This is a genomic window from Rhabdochromatium marinum (genome assembly GCF_016583795.1).
Classification (GTDB): domain Bacteria; phylum Pseudomonadota; class Gammaproteobacteria; order Chromatiales; family Chromatiaceae; genus Rhabdochromatium; species Rhabdochromatium marinum.
Genome location: NZ_NRRS01000041.1, coordinates 1 through 20,059 on the forward strand (window position 1 = coordinate 1; position 20,059 = coordinate 20,059).

Below are 20,059 nucleotides of genomic sequence, written 5' to 3' on the forward strand. Positions count from 1 at the left end.
GGTCTTCGCGCACCAGGGCAATGCCTGTGGTTTGGCTCCCGGGGTCGAGCTGAAAACACAGCGGTTGGGTGTCACCGCCGATGCGGTCTTTCAGGCGGATGCTAAAGGGATGCAGCCGCACCACCACCGCGCGCCTGCGTTCCAATAGCAACCGCGCCCGCTTCTCTGAGCAGGGCATCAGGGGGTGCTTTTTTTTGTCCAATACAAACACGGCCATGGTGTTCTCATATAATCAACGCCCTTACGGGCCTGGTGACAGACGCCTTACGGCGTTACTCCCCTCGGGAATGTCGACAACCGGCTCCCACCTCGCGGCGGCGATCAAAACCTTCGGCGCTTTGCCTTTCACCCGCATGATCCTGACCTTTCAGAGCGGCGGACTGAGGAAGCATCCGCCGGTGAGTCTTAACGACCTGTTGTAAACGGAGCGGATTGGATACCGCTTTCCCTGGTCAACCCAGCTTGTCTTCACAAGCTCCGCCCTTCAGGGCGGGGTAGTTGACACCGGTCGAACGTACCTCAAGAATGTTGCGCGCCGCGTCTCTGGGGTATCATCTAGCCTTTGCAACAGCAGCGCGCGAAATGGCAGATTAATGCGAAGGCTTCTCATCATTATAACAACCCTGGCCCTGAGCGGGTTCCTAGCAACCAGTTTGGGCGGCTGCGCAGGTAAGCGCAATAAACCGGAGACCGACAAGGGTGCCAAACTGTCCAACCTGCCCTTTGTCTATAAAATGACCGTCCAGCAGGGCAACCTGGTCACCGAGGACATGGTGGATCGCCTGGAGCTTGGTATGACCCAGGCACAGGTGCGCTATCTGCTCGGCACTCCGTTACTGAGCGACATCTTCCATACGGATCGCTGGGACTATCCTTATACCATCAAGCGCGGCCACCGCCCGATTGAAGTGCGCAAGCTGACGCTTTGGTTTGAAGACGATCAGCTGGTGCGCATTCTGGGCGACTTTGAACCCAACCCCGACCGACTCGCCGCGCTTGAAGACGAGCGCGAAATTGTCGTCGAGGTGCCAGACTGGCAGGATAATCGCGGCCTAATCAACAAAACGCTCAATGCCGTGGGCGTCAAAACCAAAGACTGAGCAATGCCTAAGCGGCCGCAGGTGCGGCCCGGTTGGCCGCCTGCTTTTTCTTGGCCTGCTTAGGATCAGCAATCAATGGAGTGTAAATCTCCACGCGGTCGCCATCGGCCAGTGCCTGCTCAGCCTTAATGAGCTTGCCAAAGACGCCGAGCTTGTTGGTAGCCAAATCAAGCTCTGGGCGCAAATGCAGAATACCGGAGCGTTCAATAGCCTCGGCTGCCGTGAGTCCAGGCGCACCCTTGACCTTCAACAGCGTCTGCGCCGCCTGCCGGGCATAGACCACCTCGACCTCAATGGTCGCATCCTGATTGGGACTTGAATTCTCAATCACCATACACCTCGTCAGCACGTTTACAGAAGGCATCGACCAGCGAGCTGGCAATGGGGCCAAACACCGCCCCAAAGGCACGATCAATCATGCGCCCGGAAAACTCAAAATCGAGTTCCAGCTCCACCTTGCAGGCGTCCTCCCGCAAGGGAGTGAAAACCCAACCGCCGGTCAACTTACGAAAAGGACCGTCTTTCAGGTCGATATCCATCCGATGCGGCGGATCGATGCGGTTACAGGTGGAGAAGGCCTGATGAATCCCCAGCCGCGCCACTTCAATGCGCCCACAGATTTCATTCTCGGTCCGTGACAGCAGCTGAGTGGCATGGCACCAGGGCAGAAACCGTGGATAGCCTTCCACATCAGCAACCAGTTGAAACATATCTGCGGCTGAATGCCGCACTAATGCACTTTTCTTAACGACAGGCACCTTAAATCAACCCAATGGCATTCAGGAAAACGATAGTCACACACAACGGCGAAATATAGCGGATCAGGAACCGCCAGATTCGGTAGCCCAGGGTGTCGCGACCGATGAGTTCTGCAACCGAAATATGCCGACTCAGCACCCAGCCGGAGAAAATGGCGATCAGCACGCCACCCACGGGCAAGAGCACATTGGAGGTCAGATAATCGAACAGATCAAAAAAGCCCTTGCCAAACAGGGTAACATCTGACCAGACATTCAGCGACAGCAGGCAGGCAATGCCCAACAGCCAAATCAGTACCGCACCGGTGATGGCCGCCACCGGTCGCGACCAATCGCGGTTTTCCACCAGCCAGGCCGTCAGCGGCTCCAGCAGGGAAATCGCCGAGGTCCAGGCCGCTACCAGCAAGAGCACAAAAAACACCACGGCAAACAACTGCCCGCCGGGCATCTGGCCAAATGCAATCGGCAGGGTCTGGAAAATCAGCCCCGGACCGCTACCCGGTTCCAGCCCTGTCGCCAGCACGATGGGAAAGATGGCCAATCCCGACAACAAGGCCACCAGGGTATCCATGCCGGCAATAATCACGACATTTTGCGTGATGGACGCCTGACTGCTGAGGTAGGAGCCATACATCATGATGGCCCCCATCCCCAAACTCAGGCTAAAAAACGCCTGCCCCATGGCGCTGAGGATGGCCTCACCGGCGCGGCCCTGGAATTCAGCGAAATCAGGGCGAAACATATAGTCCAACCCCTGAACAAAGGCACGGGGCTCGGTCGCTGCATAGGCGACCATGGCCAGCAGCAGTACAAAGAGCGCCGGCATCAGGAAGCGCACCGCCTGCTCCAGACCACTGGCCACACCACGCGCCACCACCCCGGCGATCATGACCATAAAAACGCTGTGCCACAACAGCAGCTGCCAGGGATTATTGGTCAAAGCGGAAAATACCTGGGCTGAGCCTTCGGCATCAATGCCGGAAAAGCTCCCCAGGCCCGAGTACAATGTATAGGCTAGGGTCCAGCCCCCCACCACGCTATAGAAGGACAGGATCAGGAAACCGGACAGGATCCCCAGCCAGCCTACCAGCTGCCAGAACACTGGCGACTGCTGCGCCTGGGCCAGGGTGCGCATGGTATTGATGGGACTTTGCCGCCCGCGCCGCCCAAGCATGACCTCGGCCATCATGATGGGAATTCCGATCGCTGCCACGCACAACAGGTACACCAGCACAAAGGCACCGCCACCATATTCACCGGCAGTGTAAGGAAAACGCCAAATATTGCCAAGCCCAACCGCCGAACCGCTCGCGGCGAGAATGAACGCAAAGCGCGAGGACCACATGCCATGGATGCTGGTTGACATTGTCATCGGATGAGTCGCTCCACTTCCACACGCACGCACTCAGCGAGTTCCTCGGCCAGAGCCTTGACCTGCGCGCGATCACGCCCTTCGACCATTACCCGCACCACCGGCTCAGTGCCAGAGGGCCGCAACAGCACCCGCCCCTGCCCGGCCAGGCGCTCCTCCGCTGCCTGTACGCCGCGCTGCACACCGGGGAGACTCAGCACATCGACGGGGCTCTCCAGGCGCAGGTTAATCAATTCCTGCGGGTAATGCATCACCGCGCTGGCCGCTTCGGCCAGGGTTTGCTCCCAGCCCGCCAGCGCGGCCAGCACTTGCAGAGCCGCGATGATGCCATCGCCGGTGGAGGTGCGATCCCGACAGATGATGTGACCGGATGGCTCACCACCGAGCAGACCCGCATCGGCCTTGAGTCGCTCCATGATGTAGCGATCCCCCACCTTGACGCGCACAAAGTCGATATCGAGTTGTTGCAGCGCCTGCTCCAAGGCCAGATTGCTCATCAGGGTACCGACCACGGGGCCGCTGAGGCAACCGGCCTGCTGGCGGTCCTTGGCAATCAGATACAGCAGCACATCTCCATCAATCAAGCGCCCCTGGGCATCCATCATCAGCACCCGATCCCCGTCCCCGTCAAAGGCAATGCCAAGATCGGCCTGGTGGCTCCTGACCGCTTCTTGCAGGGTTTCAGGATGCAGGGATCCCACCGCGCGATTGATATTGAAACCATCCGGTTCGACACCGATGGTAATGGTTTCGGCGCCCAGTTCTTCAAACACAAAGGGCGCGATATTATAGGTGGCACCATGGGCGCAATCGACAACAATTCGCAGCCCTTTGAGCGACAGTCCGGCCGGAACTGTGCTCTTGCAGAATTCAATATAGCGCCCGCTGGCATCCTCAACCCGCTTGGCCTTGCCGAGCTGGCTGGCCGCCACAGCCTCCAGCGGACGTTCGAGTTCTTCTTCAATCGCCCGCTCCAGTGCATCGGGCAACTTGTCGCCGGAACCGGAGAAAAACTTAATGCCGTTATCTTCGTAAGGATTGTGCGAAGCAGTGATCACAATGCCCGCCACAGCGCGCAGCGTGCGAGTGAGATAGGCGACCCCCGGCGTTGGCATGGGCCCGAGCAGGCGAATATCCAGCCCAGCCGCCACCAGCCCGGCTTCCAGCGCCGATTCGAACATATAGCCGGAGATTCTGGTATCCTTACCAATCAGTACCTTACGGCCATTCCCATGGCGCGCCAGCACCCGCCCGGCCGCCCAGCCGAGTTTCAGAACAAAATCCGGGCTTACCCCCGGATCCCCTACCCGACCGCGAATCCCATCGGTTCCGAAATACTTGCGCATCTGTTTGACTCAACTTTGCTGCCTGCGCGTACCGCCTGCACCAGTGTTAACGCTTGCACGGTGGGTGCGACATCATGGGTGCGCACAATGGCAGCACCGCGCTCGACCGCCATCACCGCCGCTGCCACACCGGCTGGCATGCGTTCCGTCACCTCGGCCCCGGTCAGAGCACCCAGCATGGATTTGCGCGAAAAGCCGACCAGTACCGGCACCCCTAATGCCACAATGGAAGACAGCCCATCCAAAAGCTGCAAATTATGCTCCAGACGCTTGCCAAAACCAAATCCAGGGTCAATCAGCAGGTGCTCGGGCGCGATCCCGGCCTCCGCTGCCGCCCTCAGACGCGCGCGCAGAAAGCCGCTCACTTCCCCGACCACGTCGGTATATTCCGGGTTTTGCTGCATGGTTTCAGGCTCACCGCGCATGTGCATCAGCACGGCAGGCACCTTCAGCTCAGCGACGGCTGCCAGCGCACCCGGTGCGCTCAGGGCACGAATATCATTGACCAGACCGGCACCGGCGGCCACCGCTGCGCGCATCACAATGGGATCGGCGGTATCGATGGAGATCACCGCCGTGACAGCCGGGGCAATACGCTCAATGACCGGAATCACCCGCTCCAGCTGCGCGTCGGTGCTGACAGGCGCTGCGCCCGGCCGGCTGGACTCACCACCGACATCAATGATCGCCGCCCCCGCCTGCGCCATGCTCAGCGCATGGTCACAGGCCAGGTCGAGATCCACAAAGCAACCACCATCAGAGAAGGAATCGGGCGTGACATTCAGCACGCCCATCACTTGAGGCTGAGTCAGGTCAAGGCTGCGGCCCGCGCAGTCGAGGCGCAAGAGCTCAGGCTCGATGCTCGCCGGCTGGATCGCCGATGGGACCGATACCACTGAGCGGCTTGTCTGCATCACTTGACGTGACCGGAGCCTCAGCCGAGCCACCCGGAGGCTGCTGGGTATCATTGTCCCAATCCTTCGGCGGACGGGGATCACGCCCTTCCATGATGTCGTTGATCTGATCGAGATCGATGGTCTCGAACTTAATCAACGCAGCCGCCATGGCATGCAACTTTTCCATGTTCTCGGTCAGCAACTGATTGGCCCGCTCATAATTGCGGTCAATGAAATTGCGCACTTCCTCATCAATCAGATGCGAGGTCTCATCCGACACGGATTTGTGCTGCGTCACTGAATGGCCCAGAAAGACTTCCTGCTCATCCTCACCATAGGACAGCGGACCCAGTTTGGCCGACAGCCCCCACTTGGTCACCATATTGCGCGCGAGTTCGGTGGCACGCTGAATGTCATTGGAGGCTCCGGTGGTGACCATATCAGCACCGAAAATCAGTTCCTCAGCAATGCGGCCGCCAAACAGGCTGGAGATTTGGCTTTCCAGACGCTGCTTGCTGTAGCTGAAGCGATCATCCTCGGGCAAAAACAGCGTCACACCCAGCGCTCGACCGCGCGGAATGATACTGACCTTGTGCACCGGATCATGCTGCGGCACCAGGCGACCGACAATGGCATGGCCGGATTCGTGATAGGCGGTGAGCTTTTTCTCATCATCGGACATCACCATGGAGCGCCGCTCGGTGCCCATCATGATCTTGTCCTTGGCCTTTTCCAGATCCTGCATATCCACCAGGCGCTTGTTGGAGCGCGCAGCAAACAGAGCCGCCTCATTGACCAGATTGGCCAGATCGGCGCCGGAAAAGCCCGGCGTTCCGCGTGCAATGATGGATGCCTTGACATCCTCGGCGGTGGGCACCTTGCGCATGTGCACCTTGAGGATTTGCTCGCGCCCGCGGACATCGGGCAGAGGTACCACCACCTGGCGGTCAAAGCGACCGGGGCGCAGCAGTGCCGGATCCAGCACATCGGGCCGGTTGGTGGCTGCGATGACAATAATGCCCTCAGTGCCTTCAAAGCCGTCCATTTCGACCAGCAGCTGATTCAGCGTCTGCTCACGCTCGTCATGCCCGCCACCCAGACCGGCACCGCGATGGCGACCAACAGCGTCGATTTCATCAATAAAGATAATGCAGGGCGCGTGCTTCTTGGCCTGCTCGAACATATCGCGCACCCGCGAGGCCCCGACACCGACGAACATCTCGACAAAGTCTGAGCCGGAGATGGTAAAGAAGGGCACCTTGGCCTCACCAGCGATCGCGCGTGCCAGCAGCGTCTTACCGGTACCGGGCGGACCCACCATGAGCACGCCCTTGGGGATTTTGCCACCGAGCTTCTGGAACTTGGCCGGGTCTTTGAGGAAATCAACCACCTCGACCACTTCATCTTTGGCCTCATCGGCACCAGCCATGTCGGCGAAGGTCACTTTGACCTGATCCTCGCTCAGCATGCGCGCCTTGCTCTTGCCAAAGGACATGGCTCCGCGCCCGCCGGCGCCACCGCCCTGCATCTGGCGCATAAAGAAAATCCACAGCCCGATCAGAATGAACAGCGGGAACCAGTTGATGAGAATCTGCATCAACAGCGACTGCTTCTCCGGTGGCGAGGCCTTGATCTCGACATTGTTGTTCAACAGATCGCCAACCAGACCGTCATCGCCCGGACTATAGGTGGTGAACTTATGCCCATCGACGCTTTCGCCGTCAATGGTGCGTCCCTTGACCACCACTTCCTTGACCTGCCCCTGCTGCACCTGCTCAAGGAAATCCGAGTACGCCATCGTTCGTGGCGTTGACTGGGGCGAAGTAAAATTGTTAAAGACGGACATCAGCACAATGGCGATGACCACCCATAAAAGCAGATTCTTTGCCATATCACTCACAGAACGAGCAGTCTCCTAACAGAAAAAGTCCAGGCTCAAAGACTCCGGGACCACGAAATGCTGATCCAGTTGGATCAGCGTGCCGCCTCGCGATTGCGACAGACCTCGCGAAAGCCCTTGGCCACCAGATAAATTTCACGGCTATTGGAACGCGAGGCCTCCGGCTTGCGGCTCACCACCCGATCAAAGCAGGTACGCAGCTCGCGCACCAGTTGATCGAACCCTTCACCATGGAAGGCTTTCATCATCAGATGACCACCAGATTGCAGCACCCGGGTCGACAAGTCCAGTGCCAACTCGCACAGGTGGATCGATCGCGGCTGATCCACCGCACGCACCCCTGAAACATTTGGGGCCATATCCGAAAGCACAAGATCCACTGATCTCCCGTCAAGTGCCTGCTCCAATAGCTCCAGGGTTGCCTGCAGCGTAAAGTCACCCTGAATGACCTCTACCCCCGGCAGAGCATCCATGGGCAGCAAATCCAGCGCCATCACCCGCCCCTTGGCCCCCAGGCGCTCACTGAGCACCTGCGACCAGCCTCCCGGTGCCGCACCCAAGTCCAGGGCGCAGAGTCCAGGGCGCAGCAGGCGATCCTTGGCATCCACCTCAAGCAGCTTGTAGGCCGCCCGCGAGCGATACCCCTGCGTCTGCGCCTGTTTAACGTAGGGATCGCGCCGCTGACGCTCAAGCCAGCGCTGACTGCTTTTGCTTCTAGCCACAGCTACTTCTAGCCACGGCTCCAGCCGCGACCGACCAGCCAGTCAGCCTTTGATGCGGCGATCTGATCAGTCATGGTGTCAACCATCATTTCGATTGGATTTTAAACATCAAGCGCCCAAGGAAAACGAAACACTTCCAGCAAGGCGCCTGTAATAGCGCCGGAGAGGGCACCGGCCATCAGGGCCATGGGCAAGCGATCCGGCACGCCCATCAGTGCAACAGCCATGGGCTCGGACACATTACCACTAATGGATTTATAAACGATCCACACGCTTGCAGCGGTTAGCATTGCAACAATACCAATCACTGGAGCCTGCTTCCAGCGCCTTGGGACATCATCAATACGGAAAAAAATCTTGATCCAGAACGGAAGTATTGTGTTATAAAGCACACCACTAACGGACACCAAAAAGGCCACCGCCGCCGCGTCCAGTTGCACCAGAGGCACGACAGGTTCCGCCAGCGCCAGAACCGCACCGCACAGCGCACCAGTACTAATGCCCGCCAGCGCCTTGGCCAGCACATGTGAAGTACAGAGACGGGGAAATCGGGCGACAAATCCGCCTGCAAGGCCAGCCAGCAGCCCAGCCAAGGCCGACAGCCAGAGCTTTTGATCCACTCCAGGGATCAGTAACAGAATGGAACCAGTGGTAACTCCGATCAAACTCGCCGCAATGGCCACCTGGCGGGCGCTATACAGCATGGCTCCAGCCCCGCCGGCCAGCGCCGCTGCTGGAACAAAAGACCAGGCACCCAGGCTCGCCAACCGGAACAACGCCTCAAGTGCAATATAGAGTGGCGCATAAATCACGCCAATAATGGCCCAGATCATGGCCCGCATCAGCACATGCCGCTTGTCGGCCGCAGCCGCCGCATTGGTTGCAGTCGTCATCAGAAGGCTTTATGGAGGAAGAACATAAGAAACAAAGACAGGAAGCAAACAGCCATCCCTGACTGATGCTAACGCTCATGGGGAATTACCACCCCAGAGGAATAAAACACAACGGATAGAAGCGTGGGCAGCCTGAAACGCCGCCCACGCTTTGAGGCCAAACACCGCTAAACCGGATAAGGCTCAGGGTGCCATGGCCAGGCGATGCCGGATAAGGATTAACCCGCCTTATGCGTCCAGGACGCGCACCAGCCGTTCTGATTGATGGCTTTGCCGGGGAACAGGCTGCAAGGACGCCACTCACCCGAATCCGCCAGTACGAACTGACAGTTGGCGCAATGCTGCTCGTTAGCCGGCAGACCCGGACGTGCTTCCTGCTCGCGCACCGACTGAGCCGCATCCTGGCTGTACTTCAGCGCTTGTGCGGTCGGGTCGGTGGCCGGATCGACGTGCGGCAGCTCTTCGGCTTGGGCGGCGGCCATGCCAACCAGGTTCATCAGCGGAACAGTGGCCAAACCACCGAGGACGAGCTTGACGGCATCGCGACGGCTTTGATTCATTGGCTTATCGGACATAAGTCGTCTCCTAAACAACTAGCGAAAACTGACAGGCCGCGCCGATGCGCGACATGGTTTCATGGGCTTCATTGAGACGGGCGTCTCGGACGGAAAAGCGGCCCATGCGCCTCTTTCCGACCCGGCATTTTGCATCAAAGTTCACCAAAAGGCGAGTTTCCATTTGGTTTTGTTACATTCGCGACCTGCGGCTGTATCACAAAGGTGCCCGCACCCAGGAGATGTTTCTGCCAATAGGCCTTGTTCAGCGAGGCGAGGCGCACCCGGCCGCGCGAGGTTGAGGCATGCACAAATTGATCGTCATCCACCATAATTCCGACATGCTGTTGTCCGGGAGCCGTTGCAAAAAACACCAAATCCCCAGGTTTGATCGCCTGCATGGCGATAGGATACGCGGCGGTCCGCTGCGCACTCGACACACGCGGTATATTGAGCCCAGCTGCCGCATAAGCGTATTGTGTCAATCCACTGCAATCAAACCCGGTGCTCGGCTGCGACTGGCCATAGCGATAGGGCACGCCAATCTGTGCCACGGCTGCAGTTACAATCTCCTCGCGCTGAGCGGCGAATCCGCGCGGACGATGGCTCGCACAGCCACTGATCTCGACAACCAACGCCAGAGTGATCATCATTACCAGCAACAGGCGCCTCCTCGGCAGGCGCGGATCAGGTCGCTCATTTCCGGCATTTTCTGTTAATCTATTCATAGCATTAAAATCAAAACCGTATTATTTACCGAAATTTCCTGCTTGAACCTAATGAAGTATAGCGTATTCTCAAGATTTCCTATGACGCCAATGCTCAATATCATCAGTTGCAGTCGGCGCCCGGTATTGCTTTTTGCATGTGCGCTGACGTTCACAGCCCAAGCGCTCGCCCAGGAACCAACCGCTGCCGCTGCCGTCACCGACGCAGACAATCCCTCGGCACCCACCGCCGAAGTCGAGTCCCTTTCGGTCGATCCAGTCGAAGTCGAGCCAGTCGAGCCGCCGCTGACCGCCCCCTCCAGCTCGCTGTCCAGCGAACTGCGCTCTCTGGAGGCGCTTGATCGCGCGCTGAGCAGCAAAGAGCACCAGGTGCGACAGGTTCAGCAGCAGCTGATCGCAGCCGAAGACAGCGTCACCCAGCAGGAGCTCACCGAGCAGCTGCGCGAACTTAAGTCCGAGTTGGAAAAACAGCGCCGCCAATTTGAGAAATTCGCCGTCAATATCGACCTGCGCCCCTTCATCGACGAAGAAGCACAAGCCTTCAACTGGCAAAATGAGCTGAGCAAGCTGCTCAAGCCGATCATCGCCGAGCTTGAAAATGCCACCAAGGAATCGCGCGCCATCGGCGAGCTGCGGGCGCAGATCAACGAGGTCGAGGAGCGCAAAACCCTGGCCACTGAGGCCGCCGCGCGACTCAACACCCTGCTCGCACAACAACCCAGCCCCGCGCTGCGCACCCGGTTGCAGACCAGACTCGATGAATGGCAACGTATCGCCACCGACACCAACAACCGTTACGCGGCCCTGGAGCTACAGCTCAACAAGCGCCTGGCCGAACGCGAGTCGGTGCTGGAGGAAACCACCGACTATGCCAAGCGCTTTGTACGCACCCGGGGCCTGAATCTGGTCATGGCCATCAGCGCATTCGCGCTGGTCTTCATCGGCGTGCGCTGGCTGGCCAACGCCGTGCGGCGCTTCTCACCCAAGGCCACCGAAAAAGCCTTTAGCACCCGCCTGACCACCCTACTGCTGCATGTGTTCAGTGTGCTTGGCGGTCTGGTGGCTATGATGCTGGTGTTCAACCTGGCTGGTGACTGGTTCATGCTCGGCATTATTCTGATCTTCCTGATCGGCATCGGCTGGGCCAGCATCCACACCCTACCCAGCCAGCTCGAAACCGTGCGCCTGATCCTCAATATCGGCCCGGTGCGCGAAGGCGAACATTTGCTGTTCAACGGCCTGCCCTACCGCGTCGATTCGCTGGCTTTTACCGCCCGGCTGGTCAATCCGCTGCTGGACGGCGGTCTCCAACAAATGCCGGTGAAACATCTGGTGGGGCATATTTCGCGCCCGGTCGGCGCTGCTGAACCCTGGTTCCCGACCCAAACCGGCGACTGGGTCGAACTGGCTGACGGACATTTGGGCCGCGTGATGCATCAAAGTCCCAGTCGCGTGATCCTCAGAGAACCCGGCGGCGCTGAGGTGACCTATCTGACCGACCGCTTCGTCGCGCTCAACCCGCGCAAGCTCTCCGATGGCTTCCGCATCAGCACCCGTTTTGGTATCGACCGCCAGCATCAGGCCATCGCCACCACCGAGGTGCCGGAGCAGATGCATGCTGCCTTGGAGCAAGGATTGGCTGAAGTGCTCGAACAAGCCACCCCTCAGCCAAGCCTTCAGTCGCTGCAGGTTCGTTTCGCCCAGGCCACTGAAGCCACTCTGGAGTATTTGATTTACCTCGATTTAAGCGGCGCTGCCGCCCCCCTGGTGCCCACGCTGCACACTGACATCCAGCGCATTCTCATCGACACCTGCAACGCCCAAGGCTGGCATCTGCCGCTGAATCATATTGGCGTGCATCAGTTGTCAAATTGAACCAGCGTACGCACAGGCTTAAAAAGAATGGATGCAAACCCACACTTTTCAGGGCATAATCGCCGCCCAGCCCGCACACTCCCAGGTTAACACCAACCGCGCCGGGCGCTTTCCAGCCCTGCGCGGCGCCACTGATCCCCTTCCCTATGTTGTTAGTTGTTTCACGAGGTTTTTGAATGAGTATAGAGATTCAAGGAGACATGCTCGCCCTTGATAGCCATCTGTGCCGTCATATCCGTTCCCAGGCTGAGGCCTTCCAGGCCCGCTTCCCCAGTCACCAGATCGCACTCATCGCCCGCATTGGCGAAGAATTCGACGCCCTTAAAGGCCATCGCGTGCGCTGTGAACTGCGAACCTCAGTCGCCCACCGCCAGCAAATCATCGTCCGCGCTGCGCGCAAAAACGCCGAAGACGCCATTGCGGCCGCCTTTAGCGACATCAAAAAGAAATTCCGCCAAACCAGTCTGCGCTTGAAGACGCGCACCTCAGACAGCATCTCCCCTAAGCGGCTGAAAGACCCACTCGCGACACCCCGCAGCGGCGCTGTCGCCACCCAATCTGCGGCCTAACCGAGGGGGGAGAGATAACCATGCAGATCAGTGTGATTGGCGGAACCGGTTTTGTCGGACAAGCGGTGGTCGAGCGCCTGCTCGCCGATGGCCATCACCTGCGCCTGCTGGTGCGCCCGGGCAGCACAGCCAAAGCACCCCAGGATCCGCGCTGCACTCTGGTCGAAGGCCAGCTCGAAGATCCCGCCAGCCTAAACAACTGCATCAAAGGCACGGAAGCGGTGATCTATCTGGTCGGCCTGTTGCGCGAAAACCGCGCTGCCGGGATTACCTTTGAATTGCTGCAATTGCAGGGGGTGGAACGCAGCATTGCCGCCGCCCAGGCGTGCGGAGTGCCGCGCTTCCTGCTGATGAGCGCCAATGGTATCGACGCTGGCACCACGCCCTATCAGCGCACCAAATTACAGGCCGAGGCCGCACTCAAAGCCTCGGGCCTCACCTGGAGCATCTTCCGCCCCTCGGTCATCTTTGGCGATCCCAAGGGCCGTATGGAATTCTGCAGCCAGCTAAAAGCCGAGCTGATCGACAGCCCCATCCCCGCACCCCTGTTTTATCAAGGACTGCTGCCAACGCAGGCCGGGCAGTTTCAACTGGGTCCGGTGCGGGTGGAAGATGTCGCGGCCGCCTTTGCCACCGCACTGACGCGCGATGACAGCCAGGGGCAAACCTATGCCTTATGCGGCCCCGAGGCGGTCAGTTGGAAAGAGATTCTCACCACCATCGCAGCCGCGAGCGGCCAAAAGAAAACCATGCTGCCGGCACCGGTGCTCTTTATCGCCCCGGTCGCGGCTCTGTTGGAGCGTTTTCAGTGGTTTCCGGTCACCCGGGATCAGCTCAGCATGCTGGTGGCGGGCAATTGTTGCGCCACGGATGGATTTGCCCAGCTGGGGCTGACAGCGGCGCCCTTTAACGCCGCCGCGCTGGCCTATTTGCACAATCGCTGATTCAAACTCAGCCTCTGCACAGGCCGGAAGACCTTACTCCGGCTGCAACTGATCCGGGCGTAAGTTCGGGGTAAAATACACATCCGCATCATCGAGATCGACATCCTGCCCGGAACCATTGACCAGCGGCTGCTCGTAGTCTTTCCAGCCACGCAGTCCGGTTTTCAGCGACACCACATTGGTGTAACCCAGCACCTGCATTGAATGCGAGGCCAGCACGCTGCGATAGCCTGAGCGGCACACGACCACCAGCTCGCGATCACGCGCTTGCACCAGTTCCGGCACGGTTTCCTCATAGTTCCATTCGCAGGCCGACTCCAGAATGCCGCGTGGCACATTGATGGAACCAACAATGTGCATGGCGTTGTATTCCTCAGGCTCGCGCACATCGAGAATCAACAGCTCCGGATTTTCCTGCAAGCGCTCTTCGAGATCCCAGGGCATGATCTCGCGCACATCGGTCATGCAGTTGCGTATAAGTTCAATAAAATTCTTCATGATTCAGCACAGAGTATCCAGCAAAGGATCGTGACTTCAGAAGGGACCAGCGGTCTGATCAGCCACCGACGCCGGAGGCGGCTCTGAGCACAGGCCGCGCTCAACAGCAATAACCGCCGCCTCGACCCGCGAGCGCACTTCAAGCTTGCGCAAAATGGCTTTGACATGCAGCTTCACTGTCCCGTCGCTGATGCCCAACGCCCGCGCGATGGCTTTGTTGCTCAGTCCACCGGCCAGTTGGCAGAGGATTTCCATCTCCCGTGGGGTGAGATCAGAAAACCGTGGTGCTTTTTCCGGTACGGTTTTTTCCTCCCGCACCGCCCGCGCCAACACGCCGGTCAATTCTTTCGCAACCACCGTCTCACCGGCAAGGATATCGCTCAATGCTGCCACCAATTCATCCGGCTCCATATCCTTGAGCAAATACCCATTGGCACCGGCTTGCAGAGACTGAATCAAATCCTGCTCGTCAGTACTGGTAGTCAGCATGGCCACCTGCCGCTCAATGCCCTCTGCGCGCATCCGCCGCAGCACATCAATGCCGCCCAGACCCGGCATGCGCAAATCCAGCAACACCACATCTGGCCCGCAGTCACGCGCCAGTTGCAGACCGATCTGCCAATCACCCACCGCATCAATGACCTCAATGCCACGCCGCTCCAGCAGCTCCAGCAGGCCGACCCGAAACAAGGCATGATCATCAATCAACAACACGCGCATCAGACCACCTGCTGCGGCGCCTGGGTGCGCTGGTCAGATCCACCGACGCCCTTGCCGGTACGAAAACACAGCTCCACCCGGGTGCCCTCCCCCGGCTCAGTCTCGATGGTTAACTCGGCCCCAATGCGCCGCGCACGCTCCTCCAGAATCGACAAACCGATATGCTCACCTGGCGGGCCATGGTGTTGCAACTGGGTGAAGCCCACGCCATCATCCTCGACTAAGAGTACAGCACGATCATCGGGCTCGTGCAGCAACAGAATGCGCACAGTTTGGGCATCAGCGTGCTTGCGCACATTATTCAGCGCCTCCTGGGCAATGCGCAGAATATGCAACTCAGCCGCTGCGGAAAGATCGAACGGACGGCAATTGGCCTGAAAAAAGGTGGCGATGGTGGTCTCCTGGCGAAAGCGCTGCGCGAGCTGTTCCAACGCTGGGCACAGACCGCGCCGTACCAGCGGAGCGCGAAAACTCGCCAACAGCTCGCGCAATTCGCTATGGGCTTCATCAATGCCATTGCGCAGGCGATTAAGATCGACCCGGGCATCCTGTGGCAGTTGCACATCCACCAACGCATCTCCAAGCATGCGCACCTTTAGGCGCAGACTCGCCAGCGTCTGTGCCAAGGAATCGTGCAACTCATGAGCCAGGCTGCTGCGCTCCTCGACAATGGACAAGCGCCGTGCCTCCTCATCGGAGCGCTGTTTGGCGATGGCCACGCCGATGTGTTGCCCCATGGTGCGCAGCAATTCCAGAATATCCTCACGCACCGACACCCCCGGGCGATCCACAAAAATGGTATAGGCACCAAACAGCTCATCATGGTGCTTGAGCGGCACTGTAACCACCTCGATTTCATCGCTGCCGAACATTTGCCGCCCATAAATGCGCGAACAATAGCGTGCATCGTGATCGCAGAGGATCTCACCCGGCACCAGTGCCGTCCCGCAGAGACACAGATCCACCGGTGATTTAGCCGTGCCGGCAATCAGATCGTTGTCTAGGCCGATGGAGCCAATCAGACGCTGCTGCCCGTCGGGCATGACCAAGCGCACCGCCGCGGCGCGACCATTGACCATTTCCTTCAGTACCCGCAGGAAGTGCAGCAGCATGTCATCCAGGCTGTCGGCGGCCGTGACGCCGGCAGCGACATCGTAGAGAATTTTCAGCGAAGCGGTTTTTTGTGCCAGCCGGGTGGTCTGACGCGCCACCCGGGCATCCATGTCTTCATAGAGATCGGTCAATTCCGCATTCAAGCTGCCAATGTCGCGCGCCATGCGCGCCAGCACTCCGGCATGGCGCAGAGACTCACTGGCACCGGGTTCGCCTTGACACACCCGCGCCACCGAGTCCTCGAGATTCGCCAGTGGGCGCAGCAGCTGACTGCCCAAGCGTCGCACCAGCACCAGCACCGCCAGCAGTGCCACCCCCAGCACGCTGAGCAGCAACAACGGCCACACCGCCCCCACAGCCGCTGGCGCGCTCAACCACTGGAGCATCACCACGACCACCGCCAGCAGCAGCGCAACCGGCAGCAAAATCAGCGGCCCAAGCAGACGCGCCGACAGCAACAACTCAGCCACGCGTGGGCTGCGCAGACTGGTCGACCCGGTCAGAAATCCGCTCAAGTTCGCTCGCGCTGGGCAATCTCAGCCGGCGGCACCGGGCGACCGAACAAAAAGCCCTGCACCTCATGGCAGCCTTCGCCAATGAGAAAATCGGCCTGCGCACGGGTTTCCACCCCTTCGGCCAGCACGGTCAGGCCCAGATTAAGGCCCAGCGCAATAATCGCGCGCGCGATGGCATCATCATTGGCATCCTGGGTCAGATGCTCAACAAAGCTGCGGTCAATCTTCAGCCGCTGGATGGGCAGGCGTTTTAAGTAACGCAGCGATGAATAGCCGGCGCCAAAGTCATCAATGGCCAGATGGACGCCCATGTCGCGCAAGGCCTGGAGATGCGCCGTCACCTGTTCGGCATTGCGCATCAGCATGGATTCGGTCACTTCGAGTTCGAGTCGCTGCGGTGCAACGCCGTGACGCTTAAGTTCAGCTTGCACTTGCGCAACCAGATCCGCGCTTTCGAGCTGGTGCATCGACAGATTGATGGCCATGCGCGGCACCCGAACGCCGTCCCGATCCCAGGCTGCCAACTGTTGGATGCCCTGCTGCAGCACCCAATCACCCAGCTCGCGGATCAGGCCAACTTCTTCGGCAATCGGAATGAACACTCCGGGAGACACCGGACCGAATTCCGGATGATTCCAACGCAGCAACGCCTCCACACCCACCAGGGATTCATCGCGGAACGACAGCTGCGGCTGATAGGCCAGCCACAGCTGATCGCGCGCCAGCGCACTGCGCAGGGCGGTTTCCAGGCGCAAACGCTCATTGACCCCAGTGGTCATGGCCGCCTCAAAAAAGCGATAGGTATTACGCCCGCTTTCCTTGGCCTGATACATGGCCAGATCGCCATGACTAAGCAACTCGTCAATGCTGTCGGCATCGGCCGGGAACAGACTGATCCCAATGCTGGCTGTGATAAACAGCTCGCTGCCATCAGCGACAAAGGGCTTGGCAAAACAGTCCAGAATCCGCGTGGCCAGCCGCGCCGCGTCGCTGGGATCGGCCAAATCCTCGGCCACCACAATGAACTCATCGCCCCCGACCCGGGAGATCAGACAGGCCATACCGAGGGTGTTTTGCATCTCAACGGCCACCTGCTGCAACAGATAATCCCCCACCTGATGCCCAAGCGAATCATTGACGTTTTTAAACAGATCCAGATCAAGCACCAGCAACGCCAGCGACTCGCCGCTGCGCCTGACGCGCGCTACGGACTGTTCCAGGCTTGCGCGCAGCAGGGTTCGGTTGGGCAAGCCAGTCAGAACATCATGATGTGCCAATCGATACAGCGCTTCTTCCGAGCGCCGCAGACTGCTCAGGTCGCCAAAGACGCCAATATAGCCGGTCAACTCCCGAGCGTCGTTATAAACCGCGCTGATGGTCGATTGCTGCGGATAAATCTCGCCATTCTTGCGCCGATTCCAAAACTCACCGCGCCATGTGCCGGTCTCGGCGATGGAAGCCCACATCGCCTGATAAAAGGCTTCATCATGCCGGCCCGATTTGAGGATATGCGGATTTTCACCCACAACCTCTTCCTCACGGTAGCCGGTAATCGCGGTGAAAGCTGGATTCACCATTAAAATACGCACTTCGGCATCAGTATAAATAATGCCTTCGGACGTCTTTTCAAAGACGCTTTGCGCCCGCATGTCACGTTCCCGCGCCGCGTATTCATCGGTCATGTCACGACAGGTAGCAAAGAGCGCTGGTTGTCCCTGCAACTCAATCCGGCTCAGATTGAGTTCCACCGTGATCAAACTGCCGTCGGCCCGCTGATGATCCCAATACGTATGGACGGAACCGGCCTCAAAGGCCTGCTGCATCAGCGCCTGAGCCTTGCTGAGCGAGGATTGCCCGTCAGCTTGCAGTGCAGGGGAAATATCCCAGGGACAGGAGCCAAGCAACGCAGAATCGTCGCTATACCCCAGCATGCGCACGGCCGCCTGGTTAAACTTAGTAAAGTGCCCATCGACCAACAAACTCAAGCCATCGCTGGCCGATTCAAACAGCGCCCGATACTGGAGTTCGCGTTCGCGCAGCGCGTTATCGGCCAGCACCCGCTCATGAATATCCTGTATGGAACCAATCAGCTTAGCGATGCTGCCTTGCCGATACACAGGATCGCCGGCAATTTTGACCCACCAGCCCTGGTCAGTGGCGGTGGTCAGCCGAACCTCAAGGTCGAAGTCAATCCCTTCGCGCAGTCCACGCTCAATCGCCTGTTGCAGTTGATCACGATCCTCGGCATGCACCAGCCCGATGAACCCCGTCAAGGTGGGGATAAAATCCGCATCCACTTGGCAAATGTCGCGCGTCACATCCGTCCACAGAAGCGTGTCATCGCTGGCCTCCAGTTCCCAACCGCCGACGCGCGCCATGCGCCCGGTGGCGCGTAACAGTGCATCACTGCGCGCACGCGCCTCCTCGGCCAGCTTGCGCTCGGTAATGTCGCGGTTGACACCGCGGCGGCCAAGATCCTGTCCGTCCGCCCCCAGCACCGGCGCACAAATATGCTCGATCCAGTGCAGCGTGCCGGCCCGGTCAAAAATTCTGAACTCCAACCGTAGCTGACCGCTCTCGGGTTCGGCCTGTTCGTGGTTAAAGTGAGCCCGCCATCTTGGTCGGTCATCAATATGAATCAAGCGTTCAAGCAGATTGGGATCGCTAATGAACTCATCGGCCGGAAACCCTGTGATCGTCTCGCAGGCCGGCGAGACATAGAGTAAATCACCATCAACCCCCGACCAGTACTCCCAGTCCGGGCTGAACTCGGCCAGCACCCGGTAGCGTTCTTCGCTGTCGCGCAGGCTTTCGCTGGCGGCACTGAGTTCACGACGATGCTTTTCTTCTTCCGTGCGGTCGAGCACCGCACACAGCAATCGCCGACGATCATCGTGCTCGAAACTCAGCCGCGCAATGTGCAGATCGCCAATGAAGGGATGCTCGCCATCGCTGCAAAACCGCAGCTTTTTCAAAACGATGGATTGATCGGCATCCAGACGGGACCAAGCGCGAATCAACAGGGGGCGGTCCTGCACATCGACCAGGCGTACAAAGAAATGCTGATGTAAATGCGTTGGCTTGAGGGCAAACACCCGGCTGGCTTCCGGGTTGGCCTCCATGATTAGCCCCTGCGCATCGACAATCAGCTCGGAAATGGGAAGCGAATTGAAGAAGGTGGTAAAGCGTGTCAGCAGTTCCGCACGCTCGTGTTCGCTGCGGCGCAGTTCTTCGTTCTGGATCAGCAGCTCGGCATGATAGATGCGGAGATTCTCGACGACCGACTCCAGAGTCAACTCGCTGCGTGCGAGCGCCTCTTCGGCCAAATCAAATCGCCCCTCGCGTAACGCTTTTAGCGCCTGTTCGCGCAAATCCTGGGCGATTTCAACATTGGCTCCTTCATCCGTGAATTTGAACGTTCGATCAATATGGCTCATTGAATCGCCCCGTAAGCAAAGCCATCAGGCAAAGCGCATCCTGTTGGTATAATCCTGCAACAACCACCAGCGATATCCCTCAGGCGCGCGCTATCCAAGCTGTCTTACCAAGCAGCTTA

The 20,059-nt window shown here is 59.1% G+C and carries 20 protein-coding genes; 5 read left to right on the forward strand and 15 right to left on the reverse strand.

The window, feature by feature from the left end; all coding sequences use genetic code 11:
- The coding region (locus CKO36_RS11955) for an RRXRR domain-containing protein (protein ID WP_200284294.1) at positions 1-217 on the reverse strand (217 nt) is incomplete at its 3' end.
- A 70-nt stretch (positions 218-287) separates the two neighbouring features.
- On the opposite strand from CKO36_RS11955, the gene CKO36_RS20135 reads away from it, so the two are divergent.
- Together CKO36_RS20135 and CKO36_RS11960 are read left to right on the forward strand one after the other, a co-directional pair.
- The gene (locus tag CKO36_RS20135; protein WP_275957851.1) at positions 288-422 is read left to right on the forward strand and encodes a hypothetical protein; all 135 of its coding nucleotides are present in this window, start codon (positions 288-290) and stop codon (positions 420-422) included.
- Positions 423-653: 231 nt separating this feature from the next.
- A complete protein-coding gene (locus tag CKO36_RS11960; protein WP_242469565.1) occupies positions 654-1,100 on the forward strand; it encodes an outer membrane protein assembly factor BamE in 447 nt (148 codons plus the stop codon).
- A gap of 7 nt (positions 1,101-1,107) precedes the next feature.
- Here the strand turns inward: CKO36_RS11960 and CKO36_RS11965 are convergent, their stop codons facing one another.
- The 10 genes from CKO36_RS11965 to CKO36_RS12010 all read right to left on the reverse strand — a co-directional run bounded on the left by CKO36_RS11965 (position 1,108) and on the right by CKO36_RS12010 (position 10,095).
- Entirely contained in the window at positions 1,108-1,434 is a 327-nt protein-coding gene (locus CKO36_RS11965) for an RnfH family protein (protein WP_200284296.1), read from the reverse strand.
- The gene (locus tag CKO36_RS11970; RefSeq protein WP_200284297.1) at positions 1,424-1,858 is read right to left on the reverse strand and encodes an SRPBCC family protein; all 435 of its coding nucleotides are present in this window, start codon (positions 1,856-1,858) and stop codon (positions 1,424-1,426) included. The genes CKO36_RS11965 and CKO36_RS11970 overlap by 11 nt, the downstream gene beginning before the upstream one ends.
- A 1-nt stretch (position 1,859) precedes the next feature.
- Entirely contained in the window at positions 1,860-3,230 is a 1,371-nt protein-coding gene (locus tag CKO36_RS11975; RefSeq protein ID WP_200284298.1) for a sodium-dependent transporter, read from the reverse strand.
- Entirely contained in the window at positions 3,227-4,576 is a 1,350-nt protein-coding gene (gene glmM / locus CKO36_RS11980; protein WP_200284299.1) for a phosphoglucosamine mutase, read from the reverse strand. Before glmM ends, CKO36_RS11975 begins: the two co-directional genes overlap by 4 nt.
- Positions 4,534-5,421: a dihydropteroate synthase gene (gene folP, locus CKO36_RS11985; RefSeq protein WP_476705512.1), complete on the reverse strand. Its 888-nt coding sequence runs from the start codon at positions 5,419-5,421 to the stop codon at positions 4,534-4,536. Before folP ends, glmM begins: the two co-directional genes overlap by 43 nt.
- A 4-nt stretch (positions 5,422-5,425) precedes the next feature.
- Positions 5,426-7,363: an ATP-dependent zinc metalloprotease FtsH gene (gene ftsH / locus CKO36_RS11990; protein ID WP_200284319.1), complete on the reverse strand. Its 1,938-nt coding sequence runs from the start codon at positions 7,361-7,363 to the stop codon at positions 5,426-5,428.
- An 83-nt stretch (positions 7,364-7,446) separates the two neighbouring features.
- Positions 7,447-8,094 carry an SAM-dependent methyltransferase gene (locus tag CKO36_RS11995; protein WP_200284301.1) on the reverse strand — a complete coding sequence of 216 codons (648 nt, stop codon included), beginning with the start codon at positions 8,092-8,094 and terminating at the stop codon, positions 7,447-7,449.
- Between the two features lie 101 nt (positions 8,095-8,195).
- Positions 8,196-8,987, reverse strand: a complete 792-nt coding sequence (locus tag CKO36_RS12000; protein ID WP_200284302.1) for a hypothetical protein — start codon at positions 8,985-8,987, stop codon at positions 8,196-8,198.
- 218 nt (positions 8,988-9,205) lie between these two features.
- Complete coding sequence (locus tag CKO36_RS12005; RefSeq protein ID WP_200284303.1) at positions 9,206-9,562, reverse strand: high-potential iron-sulfur protein; 357 nt, start codon at positions 9,560-9,562, stop codon at positions 9,206-9,208.
- Positions 9,563-9,696: 134 nt separating this feature from the next.
- Positions 9,697-10,095 (reverse strand): C40 family peptidase, encoded by a 399-nt coding sequence (locus CKO36_RS12010; RefSeq protein ID WP_338053472.1) that lies wholly within the window; start codon positions 10,093-10,095, stop codon positions 9,697-9,699.
- A gap of 255 nt (positions 10,096-10,350) precedes the next feature.
- Here CKO36_RS12010 and CKO36_RS12015 point away from each other — a divergent pair, with 255 nt between their 5' ends.
- From CKO36_RS12015 to CKO36_RS12025, 3 genes are all read left to right on the forward strand, one after another.
- Positions 10,351-12,144, forward strand: a complete 1,794-nt coding sequence (locus CKO36_RS12015; RefSeq protein WP_200284304.1) for a coiled-coil domain-containing protein — start codon at positions 10,351-10,353, stop codon at positions 12,142-12,144.
- Between the two features lie 176 nt (positions 12,145-12,320).
- Positions 12,321-12,713 (forward strand): Fis family transcriptional regulator, encoded by a 393-nt coding sequence (locus CKO36_RS12020; protein ID WP_200284305.1) that lies wholly within the window; start codon positions 12,321-12,323, stop codon positions 12,711-12,713.
- Positions 12,714-12,733: 20 nt separating this feature from the next.
- Complete coding sequence (locus tag CKO36_RS12025) at positions 12,734-13,657, forward strand: SDR family oxidoreductase (protein ID WP_200284306.1); 924 nt, start codon at positions 12,734-12,736, stop codon at positions 13,655-13,657.
- A gap of 33 nt (positions 13,658-13,690) precedes the next feature.
- Here CKO36_RS12025 and CKO36_RS12030 read toward each other — a convergent pair whose 3' ends face one another.
- The 4 genes from CKO36_RS12030 to CKO36_RS12045 are packed head-to-tail and all read right to left on the reverse strand — an operon-like array spanning position 13,691 to position 19,940.
- Positions 13,691-14,155, reverse strand: a complete 465-nt coding sequence (locus tag CKO36_RS12030) for a rhodanese-like domain-containing protein (protein WP_200284307.1) — start codon at positions 14,153-14,155, stop codon at positions 13,691-13,693.
- A gap of 36 nt (positions 14,156-14,191) precedes the next feature.
- Positions 14,192-14,875: a response regulator gene (locus CKO36_RS12035; RefSeq protein WP_200284308.1), complete on the reverse strand. Its 684-nt coding sequence runs from the start codon at positions 14,873-14,875 to the stop codon at positions 14,192-14,194.
- Complete coding sequence (locus CKO36_RS12040; protein ID WP_338053473.1) at positions 14,875-16,458, reverse strand: ATP-binding protein; 1,584 nt, start codon at positions 16,456-16,458, stop codon at positions 14,875-14,877. Before CKO36_RS12040 ends, CKO36_RS12035 begins: the two co-directional genes overlap by 1 nt.
- A gap of 41 nt (positions 16,459-16,499) precedes the next feature.
- A complete protein-coding gene (locus CKO36_RS12045) occupies positions 16,500-19,940 on the reverse strand; it encodes an EAL domain-containing protein (protein WP_200284309.1) in 3,441 nt (1,146 codons plus the stop codon).
- Positions 19,941-20,059 lie beyond the last annotated feature (119 nt).